Annotated in this window: 20 protein-coding genes; 9 read left to right on the top strand and 11 right to left on the bottom strand. The window is 72.9% G+C overall.

The window, feature by feature from the left end; translation table 11 throughout:
* Positions 1 to 176: 176 nt before the first annotated feature.
* Positions 177 to 2168, bottom strand: a complete 1992-nt coding sequence (locus tag ACZ4IF_RS02095; RefSeq protein WP_467558728.1) for a DUF7800 domain-containing protein — start codon at positions 2166 to 2168, stop codon at positions 177 to 179.
* Between the two features lie 113 nt (positions 2169 to 2281).
* The gene (locus tag ACZ4IF_RS02090) at positions 2282 to 2926 is read right to left on the bottom strand and encodes an HNH endonuclease family protein (RefSeq protein WP_359490912.1); all 645 of its coding nucleotides are present in this window, start codon (positions 2924 to 2926) and stop codon (positions 2282 to 2284) included.
* A 491-nt stretch (positions 2927 to 3417) separates the two neighbouring features.
* Here ACZ4IF_RS02090 and ACZ4IF_RS02085 point away from each other — a divergent pair, with 491 nt between their 5' ends.
* Positions 3418 to 3999 carry a TMEM165/GDT1 family protein gene (locus ACZ4IF_RS02085; RefSeq protein ID WP_467558725.1) on the top strand — a complete coding sequence of 194 codons (582 nt, stop codon included), beginning with the start codon at positions 3418 to 3420 and terminating at the stop codon, positions 3997 to 3999.
* A gap of 266 nt (positions 4000 to 4265) precedes the next feature.
* A complete protein-coding gene (locus tag ACZ4IF_RS02080; RefSeq protein WP_467558723.1) occupies positions 4266 to 4928 on the top strand; it encodes an HAD family hydrolase in 663 nt (220 codons plus the stop codon).
* Positions 4929 to 5388: 460 nt separating this feature from the next.
* Here ACZ4IF_RS02080 and ACZ4IF_RS02075 read toward each other — a convergent pair whose 3' ends face one another.
* Complete coding sequence (locus tag ACZ4IF_RS02075; RefSeq protein WP_467558721.1) at positions 5389 to 6501, bottom strand: peptidoglycan-binding domain-containing protein; 1113 nt, start codon at positions 6499 to 6501, stop codon at positions 5389 to 5391.
* Between the two features lie 165 nt (positions 6502 to 6666).
* On the opposite strand from ACZ4IF_RS02075, the gene ACZ4IF_RS02070 reads away from it, so the two are divergent.
* On the top strand, positions 6667 to 8844 hold the full coding sequence (locus tag ACZ4IF_RS02070; protein ID WP_467558719.1) for an MDR family MFS transporter: 2178 nt from the start codon (positions 6667 to 6669) through the stop codon (positions 8842 to 8844).
* Between the two features lie 11 nt (positions 8845 to 8855).
* On the opposite strand, the gene ACZ4IF_RS02065 is transcribed toward ACZ4IF_RS02070, so the two are convergent.
* Positions 8856 to 9401 carry a GNAT family N-acetyltransferase gene (locus ACZ4IF_RS02065; RefSeq protein WP_467558717.1) on the bottom strand — a complete coding sequence of 182 codons (546 nt, stop codon included), beginning with the start codon at positions 9399 to 9401 and terminating at the stop codon, positions 8856 to 8858.
* A gap of 180 nt (positions 9402 to 9581) precedes the next feature.
* Here ACZ4IF_RS02065 and ACZ4IF_RS02060 point away from each other — a divergent pair, with 180 nt between their 5' ends.
* Together ACZ4IF_RS02060 and ACZ4IF_RS02055 are read left to right on the top strand one after the other, a co-directional pair.
* Complete coding sequence (locus ACZ4IF_RS02060) at positions 9582 to 10259, top strand: hypothetical protein (protein WP_467558715.1); 678 nt, start codon at positions 9582 to 9584, stop codon at positions 10257 to 10259.
* Positions 10260 to 10264: 5 nt separating this feature from the next.
* The gene (locus ACZ4IF_RS02055; protein ID WP_467558713.1) at positions 10265 to 11131 is read left to right on the top strand and encodes a hypothetical protein; all 867 of its coding nucleotides are present in this window, start codon (positions 10265 to 10267) and stop codon (positions 11129 to 11131) included.
* Positions 11132 to 11390: 259 nt separating this feature from the next.
* On the opposite strand, the gene ACZ4IF_RS02050 is transcribed toward ACZ4IF_RS02055, so the two are convergent.
* On the bottom strand, positions 11391 to 11795 hold the full coding sequence (locus ACZ4IF_RS02050) for a DnaJ family domain-containing protein (RefSeq protein WP_467558711.1): 405 nt from the start codon (positions 11793 to 11795) through the stop codon (positions 11391 to 11393).
* Positions 11796 to 11914: 119 nt separating this feature from the next.
* Between ACZ4IF_RS02050 and ACZ4IF_RS02045 the strand changes: the two genes are divergently transcribed.
* Positions 11915 to 12310, top strand: a complete 396-nt coding sequence (locus ACZ4IF_RS02045) for a hypothetical protein (protein WP_467558709.1) — start codon at positions 11915 to 11917, stop codon at positions 12308 to 12310.
* Positions 12311 to 12351: 41 nt separating this feature from the next.
* Here ACZ4IF_RS02045 and ACZ4IF_RS02040 read toward each other — a convergent pair whose 3' ends face one another.
* From ACZ4IF_RS02040 to proP, 3 genes are all read right to left on the bottom strand, one after another.
* Positions 12352 to 13023, bottom strand: a complete 672-nt coding sequence (locus ACZ4IF_RS02040) for an O-methyltransferase (RefSeq protein ID WP_467558707.1) — start codon at positions 13021 to 13023, stop codon at positions 12352 to 12354.
* A gap of 109 nt (positions 13024 to 13132) precedes the next feature.
* Positions 13133 to 14263 carry a DUF2330 domain-containing protein gene (locus ACZ4IF_RS02035; protein WP_467558705.1) on the bottom strand — a complete coding sequence of 377 codons (1131 nt, stop codon included), beginning with the start codon at positions 14261 to 14263 and terminating at the stop codon, positions 13133 to 13135.
* A 149-nt stretch (positions 14264 to 14412) separates the two neighbouring features.
* Positions 14413 to 15807, bottom strand: coding sequence for a glycine betaine/L-proline transporter ProP (gene proP / locus ACZ4IF_RS02030; RefSeq protein ID WP_467558703.1), 1395 nt, complete (start codon positions 15805 to 15807; stop codon positions 14413 to 14415).
* A gap of 508 nt (positions 15808 to 16315) precedes the next feature.
* On the opposite strand from proP, the gene ACZ4IF_RS02025 reads away from it, so the two are divergent.
* Positions 16316 to 18367 (top strand): bifunctional glycosyltransferase 87/phosphatase PAP2 family protein, encoded by a 2052-nt coding sequence (locus tag ACZ4IF_RS02025; RefSeq protein WP_467558701.1) that lies wholly within the window; start codon positions 16316 to 16318, stop codon positions 18365 to 18367.
* On the opposite strand, the gene ACZ4IF_RS02020 is transcribed toward ACZ4IF_RS02025, so the two are convergent.
* Positions 18321 to 19931 (bottom strand): hypothetical protein, encoded by a 1611-nt coding sequence (locus tag ACZ4IF_RS02020; RefSeq protein WP_467559923.1) that lies wholly within the window; start codon positions 19929 to 19931, stop codon positions 18321 to 18323. The genes ACZ4IF_RS02025 and ACZ4IF_RS02020 overlap by 47 nt on opposite strands.
* A 152-nt stretch (positions 19932 to 20083) precedes the next feature.
* Positions 20084 to 20503, bottom strand: a complete 420-nt coding sequence (locus ACZ4IF_RS02015; protein ID WP_345642891.1) for an ATP-binding protein — start codon at positions 20501 to 20503, stop codon at positions 20084 to 20086.
* A 92-nt stretch (positions 20504 to 20595) separates the two neighbouring features.
* Here ACZ4IF_RS02015 and ACZ4IF_RS02010 point away from each other — a divergent pair, with 92 nt between their 5' ends.
* Both ACZ4IF_RS02010 and ACZ4IF_RS02005 read left to right on the top strand, forming a co-directional pair.
* On the top strand, positions 20596 to 21462 hold the full coding sequence (locus ACZ4IF_RS02010) for a helix-turn-helix domain-containing protein (RefSeq protein WP_467558699.1): 867 nt from the start codon (positions 20596 to 20598) through the stop codon (positions 21460 to 21462).
* Positions 21404 to 21682, top strand: a complete 279-nt coding sequence (locus ACZ4IF_RS02005; RefSeq protein ID WP_467558697.1) for a DUF397 domain-containing protein — start codon at positions 21404 to 21406, stop codon at positions 21680 to 21682. The genes ACZ4IF_RS02010 and ACZ4IF_RS02005 overlap by 59 nt, the downstream gene beginning before the upstream one ends.
* Here ACZ4IF_RS02005 and ACZ4IF_RS02000 read toward each other — a convergent pair.
* Positions 21666 to 22835 (bottom strand): steroid 3-ketoacyl-CoA thiolase, encoded by a 1170-nt coding sequence (locus ACZ4IF_RS02000; RefSeq protein WP_359490882.1) that lies wholly within the window; start codon positions 22833 to 22835, stop codon positions 21666 to 21668. The two genes, ACZ4IF_RS02005 and ACZ4IF_RS02000, sit on opposite strands and share 17 nt — an antisense overlap.
* Positions 22836 to 22843: the final 8 nt, after the last annotated feature.

Genomic DNA, 22843 nt, shown 5'->3' with positions numbered 1-22843 from the left:
TGACTCCCGGGCGTGTGGGGCGCATGGCAGCAGACCGCCCGCTGGAAGCGGACGGTCCGCCTCATCATGCCGCCGTACGGTACGGGAACCGAGCCCTGGTGCCGGTGATCCGCGCCGGGTGTGGGGCGGGTCACGGGCATCACGGACAAGGTGTCCAACAACCGTGCCCAAGGGGCCTATTGCGGGGTGAGTGGGGTGAGGTCGGACTCCGTCACGGTCGTCAGACGGACCCGGCCGGCGGTCGCGTCGCCGCTCCGGCCGTTGCCGCCGCGCACCTCCAGCGCCTGTTCGAGCCGCAGCGTCGCCGAACGCCCGCGCAGGGTCAGCGTCATCAGCTGATTGCCGAACCAGGGGCCGCCGGTCTTCCGCCAGTCCACCGGTGGCCGGGCGCAGCGGCCGTGCCGGGCGAGCCGGTGCCCGAGCGTGCGGGCGAGACGGCTCCAGCCGAAACGGAAACCGAGCCGTATGGAGAGCGGGATCCGGTTGTGGACCGGTGAGCAGGTCAGCTGGAGGACCGTGGCCTCGGGCCGGCGGCCCGGCCAGGACGGCTCGGCGACGTAGGCGTGATGGACGTCCCCGGACAGCACGAGCACGGTCGCGGGAGCCGCGGCTCCGGCTCCAGCCTCGATCCCGGTCCCGGTCCCGGTCCCGGTCCCGGTCCCGGCTCCGGTCCCCGCCCCGACTCCGGACCCGCCGTCGACCCCAGCTCCGCCCTCGACCCCAGCTCCGCCCTCGACGTCAGTCCCGCCGCCGGTTCCCGCCCCGGCCCCGGCTCCCGCCTCGGCCCCGCCTCCGGCCCCGGCTCCCGCCTCGGCCGCAGCACCGACCCCGGCACCGGCTCCCGCCCCGGCCACCTCGGCTCCGGCCGTCTCGGCCCCGGCTCCCACCGGGGTCCCCGCCGCCGCTTCCTCCGGAGCCCGCGTCCCCGACCCCGCCTCCGCGATCAGAGAAGTCAGCGACTCGAACGACGACGGGAACGCGGCCCAGTGCTCCAGATCCGCCCGCCTGCGCAGCCCCTCGCCGAACCGTGCCCACCGCGCGCCCCGTTCGCCCCGGCACAGCGCGGCGTTCCACGTCTCGGCGTCGTGCACCAGGTGTGGCAGCAGCCAGGGGAGCGAGGTGCCGATGAGGAGGTGGTCGTACGAGCCGGGCGCGTCCAGCGCCTGTTCCCGCAGCCACCGCTCCTCGCCCGGGTCCAGCATCGACCGGTTCGACTCCTCAAGGACGCGGGCCGCCCGGGTGTCGAGCATCAGGACCCGGGTGCGGCCGAAGTCGCGGCGGTAGCTCCAGCGCACGGAGGACGGGTCGGCGTCGGCCTGGGCGGCGAAGGCGCGCAGCACATCGGTACCGTCGGGCGTCTCGCGCACCGCGGCGTACAGCAGGTCCTCGGACAGTTCGCGCGGCGAGAGGTTGCCGAGGTGCTGGTGGACCCAGTACGACATCAGGCCGCTCAGCACCCGCTCGCGCCACCACGGGGTGGCCCGCATGTCGGCGACCCAGGCGGCGCTGGTGTTCCAGTCGTCTATGACGTCGTGGTCGTCGAAGATCATGCAGCTGGGCACGGTGGACAGCAGCCAGCGGATCTCGGGGTCGAGCCAGGACTCGTAGTAGAGGCGGGTGTATTCCTCGTAGTCCGCGACCTGGTTGCCCGGGGGGTCGGCCAGACCCCGGCGCGCCGCGATCCACTCCCGGGTGGCCCTGGAGACCTCGTCCGCGTACACCTGGTCGCCCAACAGCAGCAGCACGTCCGGGCGTTCGCCGTCGGGGTCGGCGGCGATGCGGGCCGCGAGGGTGTCCAGCGCGTCGGGCCCGACCGGGTCCTTCTCGTCCGCGGGCGGCGCGGCCCAGCGGCAGGAGCCGAAGGTGACGCGGACCGGGGCGTCCGGCTCGGGGGTGCGGACCACCGAGGGCGGGAAGGGGGAGTCGGGCAGCGGCCACACGGTGGTGCCGTCCAGCACGACCTCGTACGTGCGGACGGTGCCCGGTGTCAGTCCGTCGACCGGCACCAACGCGTAGTGGTGGCCGTCGACCTGGAAGGTCTCGGCGCTGCCGCGGGCGCCGTCGGCGCACCGCACCTCGGCGGTGCACGGACGGCTCGTCTCGACCCAGAAGGTCGCTGACGAGCCGTCGACATACCTCAGCAGCGGTCCCAGGCGCAGCTCCGCCATGTGATCACCCCTCCTCCGTCGCCCCGTACGGTACGGAACGACGGAGGCCGGTGGGGAGGTTCCGGAAACAGCGCGCTGCGGCGGAGCGGCGCGCGGGACGGGACCGGCCGGGTTCAGCAGCCGCTGAGCACCGAGCTGAGCTTGGACTTCTCGGCGGAGTCGACCGAGAGGTTGTAGTAGTACTTCACCTGGACCCAAGCGCGGACGTAGGTGCAGGCGTACGAGCTGAGCGGGGGCATCCACTCGGCCGGGTCCTGGTCGCTCTTCTGCTGGTTCACGTTGTCGGTGACCGCGATGAGCTGGGGGCGGGTCACGTCGTTGGCGAACGCCTGGCGCTGTGCGGTGGTCCAGGCGCCGGCGCCGGAGTCCCAGGCCTCGGCCAGCGGCACGAGGTGGTCGATGTCCAGGTCGGAGGCGGCGGTCCAGGTGGCGCCGTCGTAGGCCGAGCGCCAGGTGCCGCTGGTGGCCGCGCACGCGGAGTCGGTGACGACGTTCGTGCCGTCGCGCTTGAGGATGTACTCACGGGTGTTGCAGGTGCCGCTGATGGTGATCCACGTGGGGAACAGATCACGGTCGTAGCCCGTGCGGTTCTCCGTCGCCACCTTCAGCGAGGCGAGGTAGGTGCGGGCGGTGGCGGCGCTGACCGGGGTCGGCAGTGCGGCGGAGGCGGTCGGGCCGTTGAAAATCCCGGCCATGGCTATCAGGCCCGTGACGGCTGCGAGTATGCTCAGTCGTCGACGCGCGTAGACCTTTGGCATGCGAACTCCCTTGGAGTCGGGGGCCGTTGGGGGTGAGCGAGCACATGCTTGCGGCGGCGTATTTCCGGAGGGTGTGGCTCGGGTTAGAAGCTAGTGACGTGCACATGACACGACAAGGTCTGTGGCGGGATCTCCGCGAGGTCCCCACGTCGCCGGCGGGCCCTTATGTCGCGTTGCGCCCGATGTGACCAAAGTCCCTGTCGGGGCCGGGTCGGCGTCGCGTAGCATGGGCGGCGCAGAAGGGGAGTAGCTCTTCGCCGGACCGTCGACATACTGCTCAGCTCGTCTGAGCCGGCGCCCGGAGGCAGGCCTCGTCCACGAGGCCGGCCAGCGAGACCTTCGGCAAGCAGTGCACCGCCCGTGCCGTGTCCTTGGGCGTGGGTGCTCCTGCCCGCGCCTCCCGGCGTGGGCGCCGCCGTGTGCTGCCGTGCCGAGGTGTCGCAGCGCAGCAACAGCACTCTCGGTGGGGCAGCCCGACCGATTGAGGAATTTTGATCAGCATCAGCGTGATGGCGCTCGTCTTCGGTGTCGTCTTCCTTGCCGAGCTGCCGGACAAGACCGCGCTCGCCGGGCTCGTCCTCGGCACCCGCTACCGCGCCTCGTACGTCTTCGCCGGTGTCGCCGCCGCGTTCGCCCTGCACGTCGCGCTCGCCGTCGCGGCGGGCAGTGTCCTGACCCTGCTGCCGCAGCAGATCGTGCACGCGCTCACCGGCGTGCTCTTCCTCGGTGGTGCCGCGGTCCTGCTCATGAAGAAGGACGAGGACGAGGAGGAGATCCGCAAGCCCGAGAACCAGAGCTTCTGGAAGGTCTCCGGCGCGGGTTTCATGCTCATCCTCATCGCCGAGTTCGGTGACCTGACCCAGATCATGACGGCGAACCTCGCCGCCCGCTACGACGACCCGCTCTCCGTCGGTCTCGGTGCGGTCCTCGCCCTGTGGGCGGTCGCGGGTCTCGGCATCGTCGGCGGCAAGGCCCTGATGAAGCGGGTGCCGCTGGAGCTGATCACCAAGGTGGCGGCCATGCTGATGCTCGGACTGGGTGTCTGGAGCCTGTACGAGGCGGTCACGGGCTGACGTCCCGCCGCGCGGCCGGGCCGCGCGGCGGCGCCGGGCCGGGCGGCCGGAGGGTGTCGCGTCGGTGTCCCGGCGGTGTCGTCCGGGTGGCCGCTTGTCGCGGGAGTGACGAGCCGCAGGTCAGGCCCGGTGGCGCAGCACCCCTCTTGTTTTGTATCGTAAGAGAACAAAGTGGCTCCCGTCCGCACCTCCCTGACCGGCGGACGGGGCCGCCTTGTTCCCAGGGGCACCCCCGTGCCCCTTTCCCGCGCCTTGGAGCATTGCCGATGACGACGGCCCCCACCGTTCTGACCGCCCGCGCCCTCCTCCTCGACATGGACGGCACTCTCGTCAACTCCGACGCCGTGGTCGAACGCTGCTGGCGCCGCTGGGCCGACCGTCACGGCCTGGACGGCGACGAGGTCATGAAGGTCGTCCACGGCCGGCAGGGTCATGCCTCGATGGCGATGCTGCTGCCCGACCGGCCCATGGAGCAGAACCACGCGGACAACGCGCGCATGCTCGCCGAGGAGACCGCCGACATGGACGGCGTCGTCGCGATCGCGGGCGCCCACGACTTCCTGGCCTCCCTCGCGGGGCTGCCGCACGCACTCGTCACCTCGGCGGACGTGGCGCTGTCCACCGCGCGGATGGCCGCCGCCGGGCTGGAACTGCCCGACGTGCGGATCACCGCCGAGTCCGTCGGGGCGAGCAAGCCCGATCCCGAGGGGTTCCTCAAGGGGGCGGCTGAGCTGGGTGTCGCTCCCGAGGACTGTGTCGTCTTCGAGGACTCGGGGGCGGGGATCGAGGCGGGCAGGGCCGCGGGGATGACGGTGGTGGGGATCGGTCCCCGGGCCGGACTCCACGGCCCGGACGTCCTCGTCGCCGACCTGACGCAGGTCCGCGTCGTGCCCGCGGAGGGCGGCGCCCTCCGTCTCCACTTCGGCTGAGTCCCGCCCACGCGGGTCGCCGCGTGGATCCCGAGGGCCGACCGTGCCCCGTGCCCGCTCGGGCCGACGATCGACCGTGCCCCGCGCCCGCTCGGGCCGACGATCGACCGTGCCCCGCGCCTGTCTAAGGACCGAGGGCCGACCGTGCCCCGTGCCCGCTCGGGCCGACGATCGACCGTGCCCCGCGCCTGTCTAAGGACCGAGGGCCGACCGTGTCCCGTGCCCGCTCGGGCCGACGGCCGACCGCTCCGTGCCCGCTCGGGCCGACGGCCGACCGCTCCGTGCCCGCTCGGGCGCGGCCCGGCCGGTCCCCTTCAGGTCGCGGTGGCGCCCCTTCGTTCCGGCCGAACCCGACCCCTGCAGTGCTCGGTTCGGTTCGGTCGAGGACCTGCCGGGAGGGCCGTCCCCGGAGGTGCGACGCGTCCGGGGATCCCGGCGCCGCGCCGGCCTCGGCGGGCGCTCACGGTTCCGTCGTCTCCGACTCCAGGCTCGCCCGGGTGAACCGCCCGTAGACGCCCATCTCGTCGCCGGAGATGCCCCGCGCCCACTGGTAGCGGCGTACGGCGTCCTCGACGTGTCTGCCGAACCTGCCGTCCGGGCCGCCCTGGTAGAGCCCGAGCTGGCGCAGGCGCAGCTGGAGTTCGGTGACCTCGGGGCCCCGGTCGCCGCGCCGCAGGGTCGTGGCGCCGATCCCTTCGGACGTGTCGCTCGGCGGCTGCGCCGAGGCGGTGGTGCCCGCCGTGCCGGACGACTGCGTGGGGCCGGCCGTCGACCGGGACGGGCTCGGCGACGCGCTCGCTTCCGGCGCCGACTCCGACGCCGAGGGCGACGGGCTCGTGCTCGGTGACGCGGAGGCCGACGCGCTCGGTGCCCGCGTCGCGGCCGACGCGCTCGCCGAGGGGGACACCGAGGCCGCCTCGGAGGACGAGTCCGGCACGCTCGCCCGCACGTCCTCCGGCAGCGCCGCGTCCCGAGCGGGGGTGTCGTACGAGAACAGCCCGCTCGCGAACCCGGCCGCTGCCGCCACGGTCACGGTGGCCGCCGCGGCGACCAGGACCGCGGTACGGCGACGACGTCGGGGCGGCCCGTCCGAGGCGGTCGGCCGGCCGGCCTCCCGGTGCCGTCCCCGGCCCTGCCCGGACCCTCGCTCCTGGTCCTGGAAGAGGCGTACGTCGGCGGCGCGCGGCTCGGACGGCAGCGCCGCGAGCCGCATGGTCGCGTCCGGCGGCACCGCCTTCAGCCGCACGGTGGCCGACGGGTCCCCGTCGGTGCCCGCCGCTCCTGCCGTCGCGGCAGGGCCGGCGCCACCGGAGGGCGCGCCGTCGCCGGAGGAGGCGCCCGCCGCGGGCACCGCGGTGTCCGGAGTCTCCGGAGTGTCACCGGCGCCTGCCGCGCCCAGTTCCACGTACGGACGTATGCGCAGGGGGTCGAAGTCCCCCGCCGCGGCGGCTTCGGCCGTGCGGGCGTCGCGGAGCGCGTCGGACGCCCGTCGTGCGCAGGCGCACGACGGGGTGCCGTCCGGCGACCTGGGCGTCTCGCACTCGGGGCAGACATGCCCGTTCGGATCAGTCACGCGTGGGTCCCTCCCCCTGAAGCTCCAGAGATTATCCGGATGTCCCTCACGGAATCTTCAAGGAGCCCCCCGGAATGCCTGCTTCCGGATGACTCGACAGGCCATAACGGGTCACACCGACCAGGATGGGGGTTGACCGGGACCCTCGGGGCTCAGGGAGGTCGAATGACCGGGGATGCGCACGGCGCGGACATACCGGGCGGGCCGGACGCGCCGGACGCGCCGGGCGGCGCGGACACGCCCACCGGGCCGGACGGGCCGACAGGACCGGGCGGGGTGACGGCCGTCAACGAATCGGCCGTGCGGCGGCGCACCGCCGCCGCGCTCGACGCACGCGACCACGTGCACGGCAGCGTCCTCGTCTCGATCGGCGCGCTGCTGCTCGGCATGCTGCTCGCCGCGCTGGACCAGACGATCGTGTCGACGGCGCTGCCCACCATCGTCAGCGACCTCGGCGGCCTGGAGCACCTGTCCTGGGTGGTGACCGCCTACCTGCTCGCGTCGACCGCGGCGACCCCGCTGTGGGGCAAGCTCGGCGACCAGTACGGCCGCAAGAAGCTGTTCCAGACGGCGATCGTGATCTTCCTGATCGGATCCGCGCTGTGCGGCATGGCGCAGAACATGGGCGAGCTGATCGGCTTCCGCGCCCTCCAGGGACTCGGCGGCGGCGGCCTGATGGTCCTGTCGATGGCGATCGTCGGCGACCTCGTGCCGCCGCGTGAACGGGGCAAGTACCAGGGGCTCTTCGGTGCGGTCTTCGGCGCGACCAGCGTGCTCGGACCGCTGCTCGGCGGGCTGCTCACCGAACACCTCAGCTGGCGCTGGGTCTTCTACGTCAACCTGCCCGTGGGCGTCGTCGCCCTCGTCGTGATCGCGGTCGTCCTGCACATCCCGGCGAAGTCGGCCCGGCACGTCATCGACTACCTCGGCACGTTCCTGATCGCCGCGGTCGCCACCTGTCTGGTGCTGGTGGCCTCCCTCGGCGGCACCACCTGGAGCTGGAGCTCGCCACAGATCATCGGGCTCGCGGTGCTGGGGGTGGCGCTGGCCTTCCTGTTCGTCGCCGTGGAGCGGCGGGCGGCCGAGCCCGTTCTCCCCCTGAAGCTGTTCGGCATCCGCACCTTCACGCTGTCCGCCGTGATCAGCTTCATCGTCGGCTTCGCGATGTTCGGCGCGATGACCTATCTGCCGACCTTCCTCCAGGTCGTCCAGGGCGTCTCGCCGACCTGGTCCGGTGTGCACATGCTGCCGATGGTGTTCGGGCTGCTGCTGTCCTCCACCTTCTCCGGGCAGGTGGTCAGCCGCACCGGCCGCTGGAAGGTGTTCCCGGTGGTGGGCACGGCGGTGACCACCATCGGCCTGCTGCTGCTCCACCAGATGGACGAGAACAGCAGCACCGGCGAGATGAGCGCGTACTTCTTCGTCTTCGGTCTGGGGCTCGGCCTGGTCATGCAGGTCCTGGTGCTGATCGTGCAGAACGCGGTCTCGTACGAGGACCTCGGCGTCGCCACGTCCGGCGCGACGTTCTTCCGTTCCATCGGCGCCTCGTTCGGCGTCGCCATCTTCGGCACGGTCTTCGCGAACCGTCTCGGCGACAACCTCGTCGTCGCGCTCTCCGGGCAGGAGCTCCCCCCGGGCCTGACGCCCGACGCGCTCAAGGCCGACCCGAAGGGCATCGCCGAGCTGCCGTCCGCACTGCGCCAGCCCGTCCTGCACGCGTTCGCGTCGTCCATCACGGACGTGTTCCTGTACGCCGCCCCGGTGGCCCTTCTCGGCTTCGTACTGGCCTGGTTCCTGCGCGAGGACAGGCTGCGGGGCTCGGTGACGGCGCCGGACGTCACGGAGACGCTCGCCAGCAACCCGGTGGAGCGATCGTCGTACGACGAGGTGTGCCGGGCGCTGTCGGTGCTCGGGACCCGCGAGGGGCGGCGGGAGATCTACGAGAAGATCACCGCGCGGGCGGGCTACGACCTGCTGCCCGCGGCGAGCTGGCTGCTGCTGCGGATCAAGAAGTACGGGTGGGCGGAGCCCGCGGATCTCGCCGAGCGCAGTTCCGTGCCGTTGCACGTCGTCCTGGCCGCTGCCCGGCAGGTGGAGGAGCGCCGGCTCGCCCTGCGCGAGGGACTCGACCTGGTGCTGACCGAGGAGGGCCGGGAGGCCGCCGAGAGGCTGGCCAAGGCCCGTGAGGAGTCGCTCGCCGAGCTGCTCGGCGACTGGTGGGGACCGGACCGGCCGACCGACCTGGCCCGGCTGGTCGAGGAGCTGAACGCGGAGATGTGCGGATCCGACGCGGAACGGCCGCACGACGGCTCGGTGCCCGGCCCGCAGACCAGGCCGACCTGAGAGCGGGCGGCCTACTTCGCCGGCCGGTCCGTCAGTTCCTTCCTGAACCAGTGCTCGGCGTACATGTCGTCGTTGTGCGCCGCGGTCTCCCGGTAGCCGTGCCGGGCGTACAGCGCGCGGGCCTCCACGAGGTCGCTGCGGGTGTCGAGGACGAGCCGCTCGGCGCCGAGGCCGCGGGCCGCCTCCTCGGCCGCCGCGAGCAGCACGGGAGCGCCGCCCCTGCCGCGCAGTTCGGCGCGGACGAAGACACGGCTCAGTTCGCCCGTGCCGGCGTCGAGCATCCGTACACCGGCCGTGCCCGCGGGCTCGCCGTCGTACCGCGCGACGAGCAACACCCCGGTGGGCGGGGCGAATTCGCCGCCGGTGCGTGCCGCGATCTCACGCTCCAGCTCGCCCGGGTCCGTCGTGCGTCCCTCGTGCAGCAGGTACCAGCGGTCGCTGACCTCCGTGTAGTACGCCCGCCACAGCGCCGCCGCCGCGGGGGAGTCGAAGGGCTCGGGAGCGACGGTCCAGGAGGCCGTCGTACGGGCGGCGTTGTCGGCGGGGGCGTCGGTCATGCCGGTCATTGTGGGGAGGCGGGGCACCCCGCCCGCAAGCGGATTTCGGCGGACCCCGCGGCGCGGGCGGCGGACGGCGGGCCGGCGGGCGTGCGCGATGCGGGGACCGTTTGGGGAGCGCTTTCCGGGCAACCCGGTCCCCGAACCGGCCCGTTGGGTCGAGAACCCGGGAAGGCATCCATGTCCACAGGCGTGATCATCGCTCTGATCGTGATCGTGGTGGCCGTTGTCGTCGTTGCGGCCACCCTGACCCTTCTTTCTCAAAGGCCGCAGGGCGGGCGCAGTCTGCGGCGGCGCTTCGGACCCGAGTACGAGAGGACCGTCGCCCGGCACGACGGCGACACCCGGGCCGCCGAACGTGACCTGGCCGAGCGGGTGAAGCGGCACGGGACCCTGCGCAGGCAGCCGTTGGAGGCCGCGGCCCGCGAGGAGTACGCGAACCGCTGGACGGCCGCCCAGGAACGCTTCGTCGACTCCCCGCGAGAGGCCGTGGCCGAGGCGGACCGGCTGCTCGGCGAGGTGGCGGGCGAGCGCGGCTTCCCCGACGGCGGCCGGTACGAGGAGCAGGTCGACGCCCTCTCGGTGCACCACGGGCACCACGTCCACGGCTACCGGCGCGTGCACCGCGTCGCCCAGGCCGGGGCGGCGGAGAACGGCGCCGGCACGGAGGAGATGCGCAAGGCCATGATCGAGGCCCGCGCCCTGTTCGAGGAGCTGGTGGCCCCGGCGCGGGAGGACGATCCGCGGCATCGCACGAAGGAGGCGCAGACCCCGGAGGCCGACTCCGGGAAGCCGGTCTCCGGCAGCCGCTCCCCGCTGCCCTGGGCGTTCACCCGCCGTCAGGTGAAGGGGAGTTGACGAAGATGAACGACAAGGCACCGGACCAGGGTCCGGAGCGGACACCGTCGCGTACGACCGGCAAGGGCCCGGTGGACCCGGCGTTCCGGGCGGCGGCGGAGGAGGCCGCGGCGGCACGCGCCGGGGAGCCGGAAGGCTCCGTCACCGCGCCCCGGGAGGGCGTGCGCGCCACCGGCGGCGAGGGCCGCGCGGTACGGCAGGAGCGACCGGGCCGGACCGACACGGCCGGGACTCCCCGCGAGGGCGACGGACCGGCGGCCGTGGGCCGCACGGGCACGGACGGACGCGGCCGGGGCGACGACGTCGGTACCCGTACGGACGAGGACCGCGCCGGCGGGCGTGCCGACGTCCCGGCCCGCCGTGGCGACGGTCTCGGCCGGGACGGCAGCGGGAAGCCCGGTGACCGCCCCGGGAAGTCCGCTGACCGCATCGCGGGAGCCGAACGCGCCGGCCGCGGCGAGGGTCTCGGCGACCGTGTCCGGACCGCCACCGGCGCCACGGGCGTCACGGCTGCCGCCGAGGGCGGCACGGGGAGCGGGCGTGCCGACGGGGACCACGGCGGCCGGCCCGCGCAGGACGCCGGACGGCCGGACACCCCGCTGCTGGCGAAGGACGAGAGCGACACGTTCGCGCTGCGTCTGCGGCACGCGCTCGGCGGGTTCGTGGACGGGCCGAGGGACTCCGTGGAGGAGGCCGACCACGTGCTGGAGGAGCTGGCCGGGACGTTCACGGAGGCCGTGACCCGGCGTCGGCGCACCCTGCGCACGGTCCTCCAGCAGGGCGAGGGCAAGGAGGCGGGCGCGGACACCGAACAGCTGCGTCTGGCGCTGCGGGACTACCGCGAGATCACCGAGCGGCTCCTGCACCTGTGAGCCGTGTCCCGCACCGTCGTCGGCAACGGTGCGGGGCACGTTCCGCACGGTCGGTCACACCGGTCGTGCCACGGGGCCGGGGGGGGGGGGCCCGGGCGGGGGGGGGGGCCCCCCCCGGCGCCCCCCCCCCCCCCCCCCCCCCGCCCCCCCCCCCCCCCCCGCCCCCCCCCCCGGGCGCCCCCCCCCCGGCCCCGTTCGGACTCCCGCAGCCCAGCAGCCCGGTTGCCCCTGCCGGCCCGGGTCACACCCGGGCGGCCGGTCATTCCCTCCGGGCTTCGCGCCACTCGCGCACGACCGCTTCCACGTCGTACGGCTTGAGGCCGAGGGGCGGTCCCGGCGGGGGCTTGAACATGACGTCACGGATCTTGACGTTGATGTCCTCGACGATGCGTCGCACGACGCGTTCCGAGGGTGCCGCGGCGGCCGCGGCGAGCGCGTCCTCCGCCTCCTTGCGCAGGGCGAGGGTGGGCGGCAGCACGGACAGCCCCTCGCGGGCCATCTTCTGCTTGATCCACCACAGTTCGTCGTACGACGTGTCGTTCCCGTGCGGCAGCGGCTTTCCCGCGCCCGGGAGTTCCGCGAACTCGCCGCGCGCCTGCGCCTCGCGGATCTGTCTGTCGATCCAGGACTCGAAGCTGACACCGGGGGGCTTTCGCTCGGTCATGGGTCCATTGTGCCGGAGGCCCCACCACGGGGCGATCGGTCGAATTATCATGCGGCGGCGGCGCGCCGACGGCGCTCCGTGCCCGAACGACGGGACCGGCACAACACGAAGGAGCGCGCGTGCTCGAACTCACCATGGCCTCGGTGTCCGGGGCGGACGCGGGTGCGACGGCCGGGATGCTGATGGCCGACGCGCCGAGCGACCCCGGAGCCGTGTTGCGGGTGGGCCGGGACCGGGCCGTGTGCCGTCTCGCGACCCCCGACGACTGGCTGTTCGTCTCCCGGGTCCATCTGGAGTTCCTGTGCGGCCCGGAGGGCACCTGGCAGGTGACCTGGCTGCGCGGCTCGCACTCCGAGCCGTCCGCCGAGGTGCGGCTGACGCTGGCCGGGCAGCAGGCGCAGGCCCTCCCGTACGGGGGGACGGCGAAGCTGCCGGCGGGCGGTTCCGGGGAACTCGTCATCCAGGACCGCAGCGGCCCGCGCACCGTGAACGTGGGCTTCTACCACGAGCCCTAGGGGGTTTCCGGTCCCGGGCGGCGGCCCCGCCGTCCGGGACGTCAGGCCACCACGCGGGCCAGCGCGAACCCGTCGTACCCCTTGCTGCCCACGGTCTGGATCGCCGTGCCGCTCAACTTCGGGTGCTTGGCGAACAGTTCGAGCGCGGCACGGGTGCCGCGGACACTCGGGTCGGTGCTGTCCGCGTCCGTGACGGCGCCGCCGCGCACGACGTTGTCGAGGACGATCAGGCTGCCGGGCCGGGTGAGCATGACGGCCCACTCGACGTAGTGCGGGTTGTTCACCTTGTCGGCGTCGATGAAGACGAGGTCGAACGGCTCCGGATGCTCGTCGGCCAGTTTCGGCAGGGACTCCAGGGCGGCGCCCACCCGCACCTCGGCGATCTTGTCGAGGCCGGCGCGGGCGAGGTTGCGGCGGGCGACCTCGGCGTGCGCGGGGTCGTACTCCAGGGTGATCAGCCGGCCGTCGGCGGGCAGGGCGCGGCCCAGCCAGATGGTGCTGTAGCCGCCGAGGGTGCCGATCTCCAGGACGCGGCGCGCGCCCTGGAGCTGGGCGAGGAGGTGGAGCAGCTTGCCCTGGTTCGGCGCGACGTTGATGCGGGGCAGGCCGGCCGCGTCGCTCTCGCGCAGGGCTGCGGCGAGGGCGTCGTCGTGGGGGGCGAGGAGGGTGGCGAAATAGTCGTCGACGTCGTTCCAGAGCTGCGACTCGCTCATGCACCATGCCTTTCGTATGTCTAGTTAGATGTCCTAACTAGTTGTGGTGGTGAATGTAGTCGCGGCTCCGGGCACTCGCCAGCCGGTTTTCCGCGGGGCGCGTCGGACGTCAGCCGATCGGCGGCGGTGCGTGCACCGGGGGCGGCGGCAGCACCGGGCGGCGCCGGTGGGCCCGTACGCGCAGCGCGAGGACCGTCAGGGCGGCGGCGAGCACCGCGAGGACCGTCAGCAGCCAGGCCGGGACCGGTCCCGCCATCAACAGCCGGTCGCTGTAGATCACCTGACGGTACGTCGCGTCGGTGGTCGTGCGCCGCAGCCGGTGGTCGCCGGAGATGCGTGAGGGCTGTGGGAACTCCTGGTCGAGGGCGGTGAGGAAGTCCGTGCCGTCGGCCGTGAGCCCGGCCAGCGGGCCCGGAAGGGCGGAGATCCGGCCCGCGTACGTGATCCGGGGCGCGTCGCCGCCGATCGACGAGCCCGGCTCCATGCGGTGCTCGGCGAGGACGTACAGGCCCAGGGACTGCGGGGTCCGGGCGAGCCGGGACAGCCGCATCGGGTAGACCAGTTCGTCGCTGGCGAAGGTGAGATGGAGCGGGTCCAGGGCGCCGCCGAGGGGGGCGTCGTCCTGCTCGGGGGCGAGCCGGATCGCCACGTACTCCCAGCCCTGGTCGACGTAGGGCCGCAGCGCCTTGTCGAGCCGTGCGGGGAGCGAGAAGCCGTTCTCGGCGAGCCAGTCGCCGAGGGCGCCGGAGTCGGTGGCGGTCAGGCGGGCCACGTCGAAGGGGCCCAGGCGTTCGCGGCCGACGACATCCACGGAGGGAGCCGTCGCGCCGGCCCGGGGGGCGTCGGCGGTGTCCTCGTCACCGGCGAAGGGCCAGTCACCGGAGTCCGGCCAGAAGTGGTGGCGTGTGCGGTGCTCGGGCGCGACGACGTCGTCGAGCAGGCCGAACAGCTCGCTATCGCCCAGCTTCACGGTGGCCCGGTGCGGGACCGGCATGATCCACGCGGCCTTGCGGGAGTCTCCGGTGACCGTCAGGCGCATCACGATCTGTTCCTGACGGCCGTCGAAGCGGACGACGGACGTCTCACGGTCCACCGTGACGTGCCGCTGCGCGTCCGGCACCATGGCGCCGCACCCGCAGGCGTACGCCGGTGCCACCAGCGATCCCAGCTGGAGCCCCAACAGGGCCAGGACGACGACCAGCAGCCGTCCCCGTACGAAACTCGACCGACCCGCGCGCATGTCCCCCGTGGTCCTTCCGTCGTGCCGTCGGAACAGGGACTCAGACGGCGTCGCGGAGGCCACGGTTCCACGGCGACGGGCGCCGGTGCCGGGCTGTGACCCGGCGCCGGCGCCCGTGGCGGCCTGGCGGTTCGTGCTTCGCGTCCGCGTCAGCGGTCGGCGGGCTCCACGGACGGCGCGGAACCCGGCAGCGGACGCCCGGCGGACTCGGACATGAACCAGACCGCGACGCCTCCGATCACGGCGGCGGCCATCATGTAGTAGGCGGGCATCATCATGTTGCCGGTCGCCCCGATGAGTGCCGTGACCACCAGCGGGGTGGTGCCGCCGAACATCGACACGGAGATGTTGAAGCCGATGGACAGCGAGCCGTAGCGGACCTTCGTCGGGAAGAGCGCGGGCAGCGCCGCGGGCATCGCCGCGGTGAAGCAGACCAGCAGCAGGCCGAGGGCGGCCATGCCGAGAGCGACCGCGAGCAGGCTGCCCTGGCGGATCAGCAGCAGTGCGGGGACCGACAGGGCCAGGAACCCGGCACAGCCCGCGAAGATCAACGGGCGGCGGCCGATCCGGTCGGTCAGCGCGCCCGCGAAGGGCTGCACGACCATCATCAGCACCATCACACCGAGGACGACGAGCAGACCGTGCGTCTCGTCGTACTTGAGCTCACTGGTCAGGTAGCTCGGCATGTACGACAGCAGCATGTAGTCGGTGACGTTGAAGACCAGGACCAGGCCCATGCACAGCAGCAGCGCACACCACTGGCCGGCGACCATCTCGCGCAGCCGCACCTTGGGGCGCGACTTCTCCGTCTTCTCGACCTCGGCGGCGAACGCCGGGGTCTCCTCCAGCCGCATCCGCAGGTAGAGGCCGATGATGCCCATCGGGCCCGCGATCAGGAACGGCACACGCCAGCCCCAGGACAGCAGGGCGTCGTCGGAGAGCAGGGCGGTCATCTGCGTGACCAGGCCCGCACCGCCGATGTAGCCGGCCAGCGTGCCGAACTCGAGCCAGCTGCCGAGGAAGCCGCGCTTCTTGTCGGGCGCGTACTCGGCGATGAACGTCGTGGCACCCGCGTACTCGCCGCCGGTGGAGAAGCCCTGGACGAGGCGGGCGGCGAGCAGCAGGATCGGGGCGCCGACGCCGATCGTCGCGTAGGAGGGGATCAGGCCGATCGCGAACGTGCCCGCCGCCATCATGATCATGGTGAGCGCGAGGATCTTCTGGCGTCCGACGCGGTCGCCGAGCGGTCCGAAGACCATGCCGCCGAGCGGGCGGACGAGGAAGGCCGCGGCGAAGGCGCCGAAGGTGGACAGCAGCTGCGCGGTCGGGTTGCCGGACGGGAAGAAGACCTTGCCCAGGGTCACCGCGATGTAGCTGTAGACACCGAAGTCGAACCACTCCATGGCGTTGCCGAGCGCCGCCGCCTTCACGGCGCGCTTGACCAGCGCCGGGTCGGTGACGGTGATCTCCGGGGGAGCGGCGGGCGCGGAGCGGGCGGCGCGCGCCGCGGGGACGGTGGGGGCTACGGGCGTGGCGGTCGGCAAGGGCCTTCCTTCCGTCGGGGACAGGGACACGGTTCGCGCGGTGGCGGACCCGGGCCCACCCGGAGGCGGACCCGGCCCGCTCGCCGGCGGACCCGGCCCGCACGGGGCGGACCGCGGCCCGTCGGGCGGCGGGACTCGGCCACCCGGGGGCGGACCTGGCCCACCCGGAAGCAGGCCGAAAAGCGACCATAGGGGCACTCGGTGCCATTACGTGGAGTGGCCGGCCCGCCGCGCAGTGCACACAAATGCCGCGTACGCAGGGGCGACGAAGAGATCGACAAGCGCTTTCGAGGTCGTCACCTGTGAGCTTTGTCGCGGGCCGGGGAGGGAACCGGACCGCCCGCGCACGGTCGTCTTCCGGACATAAGGAGGGAGGCCGTCAGGTGAATCGGGGGTTGCCTGCGTCTCTCGACGGGGGCAGTGCGAGCCTCATAGGGTCCCGAAAGGGACAGATGTACGGGACACACAGGCACACGCGGGACGGATGGGGCGGGAGGGCCGACGGGGCGTGGGGAACGCGGAGCGCGGCGGACGAGCAGGTAATGCCCTCGGGGCGGGAGTCGTCGGGACGACGGGAGAGAGACTGCGCGCCGCCCGTGTCGGGCTGTGGCTGATCGCCGCCGTCCTCGCGGTGCGGCAGGTGGCCGCGGTCCTCAGCGCCCCCAGCACGGACCGGCTGACGGACCTGGAGACCTGGGTCGGACCCGACGGCGTCCTGCACGTGAAGGGCTCCTTGTACGACTCGACGCAGTTCACCGGCACACCCTTCGCCGGACTCGTCCTCAAACCCCTCACACGCGCGGCCGAGCAGGCCCTCGGCTGGGGCTGGACCTTCGGCACGCTGCTGCTGGTCGTCGCGCTCGGCCTGGTCGCCGCCCGCGCCCTGCCGCAGCCGGTGAGCCGCCGCACCTCGCTGCTTGCCGCGCCGGTCGCGATCAGCCTGCTGATGCTGTCGCTGCCCGTCCGCAACGCCCTCTACCTCGGCCAGACCAGCATCATCCCGGTGCTGCTCGTCCTGCTCGGCTGCTTCGCCGTGCGCGGGGAGCGCGCCGCCGGAGCCCTGATCGGTCTCGCCGCGGCCCTCCAGCCGACGGTCCTGCTCTTCGCACCGCTGCTCTGGTGCACGGGCCGCCGCCGCGCCACCGCGTCCACCGGGCTCACCTTCGGGGGCCTCACCCTGCTGGCCTGGGCGGCGCTGCCGCACGACTCGAACACGTACTGGGTGCACCACTTCGCGGGCGTCGGACTCGGCGACCAGGCGGACGACCTCGCCAACCAGTCCCTGCACGGCGCGCTGCTGCGGCTCGGCCTGACCGGCCCGCCGGAGATAGGGCTGTTCCTCTTCTTCGGGGCGGCCGTCGCCGTCCTCGGACTGCGCCGCGCCGTGCGCTACGCGCGGGACGGCCAGTTGCTGCTCGCCGTGGCGGTCACCGGCTGCGTCGCCGTCGCCGTGTCGCCCACCAGCTGGCAGCACCAGCTGCTGTGGGTGCTGCCGGCGGTGGTCGGCCGGGTCGGCAGGAAGACCTCGGACCGCTACATGTGGCCCGTCGCCGTCGTCCTCGTCATGACGCTGCCTGCGACGATGATGCTGCCGAACATGACGTCGCTCTACCCGCTGCGCGACAACGTGGTGCTGCTCGCCGCGCTCGCCGCGGCCACCGTCGTGCCGTTCCTGTCGCGCACCTCGGAGCACTACCGGGCACCGGTCCCCACCGACTACGCGCGGCCCGTGCCCACCCGCTTCCGGCGGGTGCCGCTGCTGCCGCTCCCCGGCCGGGTCCTGACCCGCCCGAACCTGCTCCTCGAACTGCTCCTGATCCGCGTCGGCTACTCCGCCTACCAGCAGGTCCGGCTCGCCGCGACCGGCGGCACCAACTCGGGCGGCCGGGCCACCGCGGAGCACCACGGCGACCAGATACTGGCCATCGAGCGGTTCCTGCACATCGACATCGAGCACTGGGCCAACCACGCGGTGGTCAAGGTCGGCTTCCTGCGGGACTTCTTCGACTTCTACTACGAGTCGTTCCACTTCGTCGTCCCGCTCACCGTCCTCGGTGTCCTCTACGCCCGCCGGCCCGCCGACTACCGCTGGGCGCGCTCGGCGCTCGGCCTCGCCACCCTGCTCGCCCTGGTCGGCTTCTGGCTCTATCCGCTCGCCCCGCCGCGCCTGATGCCGGGCCTCGGCGTCATCGACACGGTGCACGGTGTGCAGGACTTCTCCCAGCCGGACTACGGCACGCTGACCGCGCTCACCAACCAGTACGCGGCGATGCCCTCGCTGCACTTCGGCTGGTCCCTGTGGTGCGGGCTCGTCATCGCGATCCTGGCGCCCAAGTGGTGGATGAAGGCACTGGGTCTGCTGCACCCGCTCTTCACGGTCTCCGCGATCGTGGCGACCGGCAACCACTGGGTGCTGGACGCGGTGGGCGGCGCGGCCGTCGTCGCGGCGGGCTTCGGCCTGACCTACCTGCTCCAGGGGCCGCGGCCCCGGACGCCGGGCAGGCCCGTGGAGGTCAGCACGAAGGAGCCCGCCCTGGCGACGGGCCGTACTCCGAGCTGATCCGGTACTCGCCCGGCTCGGACACCGTCAGCCGCGTGAACTCGCCCTCCTGCGCCAGGCAGCCGCCCTCGGCGCGCAGCCAGGGCGAGTACGCGATCCGCACCGTGACCGGGCCGGGCCTCGGTATCCGTATCTCTACGTCGGCGCCGGAGCTGCGCAGCACCGAGGCGGGGGCCGACACCAGCGGCACCGCGTCGCGCACCCGGAACACCCGCCAGTGCGCGTCGCTCCACACCGGCTCCAGCCACGGGGGCCGTTCACGCACCAGGCGCGCCTCGTCCCGCGCGTACCCGTCCGGCGTGCCCGAGGACAGCACGACGTAGCCGACCGCCCACCGGTCGAGCCAGGCCCGGTAGGACGCCTCGGAGAAGGTGCCGTCGTAGAAGAGCCGTCCACGCTCCATGTCCAGCTGGCGGTTCCAGCCGCGCGCCAGGTTCACGTGCGGGGCGAGCGCGGTGGCCTCGCGGTGGTTGCGGGCCGGGACCGCCTCGACCCGGCCGCGGTCGGCGCCCAGCCGCTCCAGCGCTCCGATCACGCCCTGCGTGTCGGCGGCCCAGGCGGGGACGGCCGTCGAGACCACCAGGTCGTCGGCGGTCTTCTTGCCGACCCAGGCGACGGAGCACACCAGCACGACGACCAGCACGCCGCGCCGCAGTCTCTTCGGCCGGGAGACGGCGAGCAGCGCGGCCAGCAGCACGGCGGGCGCGAACAGTTCCGCGAACCGCTCGACGTTCGTGCCGACGGGCGAGGCGACCAGGTATGTGAGGACGGTGCCGGCCGCGTAGACGGCACCGCTCCACCGGGCCACCCGCCAGCCGCGCGGGGCCAGCGCGGCCACCGTGAGCCCGAGGAGCACGGGCGGCCAGACGCGGGCCGGCGGCATCAACTGCTCGCCGGTGAAGGGGAACAGCACGGTGGTCGCCCCGACCACGGCGCACGGCGGCAGCAGCAGGACGCAGGCCCGCACCCGGTCGCGTTCCGCGAGGTACGCGGCTCCCAGCACCGCCAGGAAGAGTCCGGCCACCGGGCTCGCGGCCGTCGCGAGAGCCGCGTATCCGGCCGCGAGCGGCCCGCGCCGCTCGCCGGTCAGCAGCACGCAGGCCGCCAGCCCGAAGGCGACGCCGAGGGCGAAGGTCGTCCGCCCCGACGCGACGTTGCACCACAGCGCGAGCGAGGCGAGCAGGGCCGGGCCCGCCGGCCGTCGGACACCCGTGCGTCCGATCAGTACGGCGGCCAGCCAGGACGCGGCCAGTCCGGAGGCCACGGTCACCGTGCGCACACCGAGCGCGGCCATCAAGTACGGGGACATCAGGCTGTAGTCGGCGGTGTGCATCCCGCCGTACCAGAACAGGTTGTACGCCGATCCGCCGTGCCGGGCGGCGAATCCGGCCCAGGCCTCCTGGGCCGCCAGATCGCCGCCGCCGGTGGCGAGGAACACCCACCACACCGCGTACAGCGGGAGCGTGGGCACGGTGGCCAGCGACGCCACCCGGTGGCGGCGCCCGAACGCCCGGACGGGCCGTCCTCGGCGCCCGGTCGCCCGGTCCGGCCGGACGGGGATCAGAGCGGTCGGTTCGGCAGGGACCACGGCTCGGCGTTTCCGTTCGAAGTCTTCGAAGGTGTGGGTGTGCTGTGCCACGTGGGAAGACGCGAAACGGGCCGGACGCGTTCATCGGGGCGGCACGGGAAGCCGTTCCCCGCGGCCGGGTGCCCGGCTCAGGGGGCGGAGCACTCGAACCACACGGTCTTGCCGCCGCCCGGCTCGGGATCCACCCCCCACTTGTCGACCACCGCGTCGAGCAGGACGAGCCCGCGGCCGTTCTCCGCCTCCGGCCGCAACCCGGTCCGGGCGGCGGGCAGTTGCGGGTGACCGTCGGTGACCTCCGCCCGCACGCCCGCCGCCAGCCGCAGCAGCACCACCACGCAACGGCGGTCGGGGACATGGCGTACGACGTTGGCGAGCAGCTCGGTGAGCGCCAGCTCCACGGCGTCCGCCGCCTCGGCCAGTTCCCATTCCTCCAGGCACGAGCGGGCGATCCGGCGGATGTGCCGGGCCGAGTGCTCGCCCGCGGTGAGGCGGATGCGGTACTGGGCGGGACGGGGGCCCAGCAGCGTGGGGGGAAAGTATTCGTTCACCCTTCGAGGCTGGCCTCGCACGACTACTCTGGGCTACCGAACGGATGCAACTGGTACCGCTGTTGGCCGAGCCGTACGAGAAGGGGCCGTGCGTGACCCACATCAGCGCCCTCGACCCGGGTGCCTCGCCGCTCGACTACTACGGCTTCGAACTGCGCCGCCATCGCGAGGCCGCCGGGCTCACGCAGAAGCAGCTCGGGGACATCGTCAACTACACCGGTTCGCTGGTCGGCCAGATCGAGACGGCCCGCAAACTGCCCACGCCCGAGTTCAGCGAACGGGTGGACGCGGCGCTGGGGACGGGCGGGTTGTTGTCGCGGTTGGTGGGGCTGGTGTTGCGGAGTCAGCTTCCGGCGTGGTTCCAACAAGTGGCGGAGTTGGAGGTGCGGGCCACGGAGATTCAGGTGTTCCAGCCTCAGTTGGTGCACGGGCTGCTCCAGACCGAGGCGTACGCGCGGGCCGTGCTCTGTGCAGTGGACGACGCAGACCTGGCCAACCGAACCGCGGCTTGTTTGGCGCGCCAACGCATTCTGCAGAGGGCGAAGCCGCCAGTGCTCTGGGCGGTGTTCAGCGAGGCGGTCCTTTACCAGGAGATCGGCGGTCCCGAGGTCATCCGAGGCCAACTGCACCGATTGTTGGCCTTCGAGCGGAACCCGCGCGTCAACGTTCAGGTGCTGCCGTTCAAAGTAGGTGTCCATGCCGGCCTGATGGGATCCTTCGACGTCTTCCGTTTCGAGAGCGATCCGACCATCGTCTACAGCGAGGACTATGAGTCCGGGCACCCGACGGCAAATCCTGACGCCGTCGAGTCGCGGACGCTCCGTTACGATCACTTGCAGGCTGCGGCCCTGTCCGTCAGAGACTCGGCGATGCTGATCCGGCACGTGATGGAGGAACGCTATGGAGAGCAACTTGCGGTCGTCGGACGTGCGGTGGCGCAAGTCGAGCTACAGCGGTGACACCGGCGGTTCCTGCGTCGAATGCGCCCCCACCGCCCCCCTCGCCTGGCGCAAGGCCTCGTACAGCGGCGACCAGGGCGGCGAGTGCGTCGAGGTCGCCGAGACCCCCCACGCCACCGTCGCCGTACGCGATTCGAAGAACCCGGCGGGCCCGGCACTCGCCTTCGGACCCGCCGCGTTCACCGGCTTCGTCGCCTGGGCGGCTACAGCCGCTGGATGATCGTCCCGGTGGCCAGCCCGCCGCCGGCGCACATCGTGATCAGCGCGAACTCCTTGTCCGCGCGCTCCAGTTCGTGGAGCGCGGTGGTGATCAGACGGGCCCCGGTGGCCCCCACCGGGTGACCCAGCGCGATCGCGCCGCCGTTGACGTTGACCTTCTCCAGGTCCTGCTCGAAGACCTGGGCCCAGCTCAGCACCACGGACGCGAAGGCCTCGTTGATCTCGACGAGGTCGATGTCCTTCAGGGACATCCCCGCCTTGCCCAGCACCGCGCGCGTCGCGTCGATCGGGCCGTCGAGGTGGAAGTGCGGGTCGGAGCCCACGAGCGCCTGGGCGACGATCCGGGCCCGCGGCTTCAGCTTCAGCGCGCGCGCCATCCGCTTCGACGCCCACAGGATGGCGCAGGCGCCGTCGGAGATCTGCGAGGAGTTGCCCGCCGTGTGGACCGCGGTCGGCATCACCGGCTTCAGACGGGCCAGCGCGTCCATGGAGGTGTCCCGCAGTCCCTCGTCCCGGTCGACGAGGCGCCACATGCCCTGTCCGGCCCGCTGCTCCTCCTCGGTGGTCGGCACCTGGACGGCGAACGTCTCACGCTTGAAGCGCTCCTCGGACCAGGCGATCGCCGCCCGCTCCTGCGAGATGAGGCCGAGCGAGTCGACGTTCTCGCGGGTCAGGCCGCGGTGGCGGGCGATGCGCTCCGCCGCCTCGAACTGGTTGGGCAGGTCCACGTTCCACTCGTCGGGGAACGGCTTGCCCGGACCGTGCTTGGAGCCGGAGCCCAGCGGCACCCGCGACATCGCCTCGACACCGCAGCTGATGCCGACGTCGATGACGCCCGCCGCGACCATGTTGGCGACCATGTGCGAGGCCTGCTGCGAGGAGCCGCACTGGCAGTCGACCGTTGTCGCCGCCGTCTCGTAGGGCAGGCCCATCGTCAGCCATGCCGTGCGGGCGGGGTTCATCGACTGTTCGCCGGCGTGCGTCACCGTGCCGCCGACGATCTGTTCGACGCAGTCGGCGTGGATGCCGGTGCGGCCCAGGAGCTCCCGGTAGGTCTCGCCCAGGAGATAGGCGGGGTGCAGATTGGCGAGCGCGCCGCCGCGCTTGCCGATGGGGGTGCGTACAGCTTCGACGATCACGGGTTCGGCGGCCATTGGGGGTG

This window comes from Streptomyces sp. NPDC025784 (assembly GCF_055558435.1).
The sequence above is the reverse complement of the archived record's forward strand: the minus strand, read 5'-3'. Positions and strand labels throughout refer to the sequence as shown.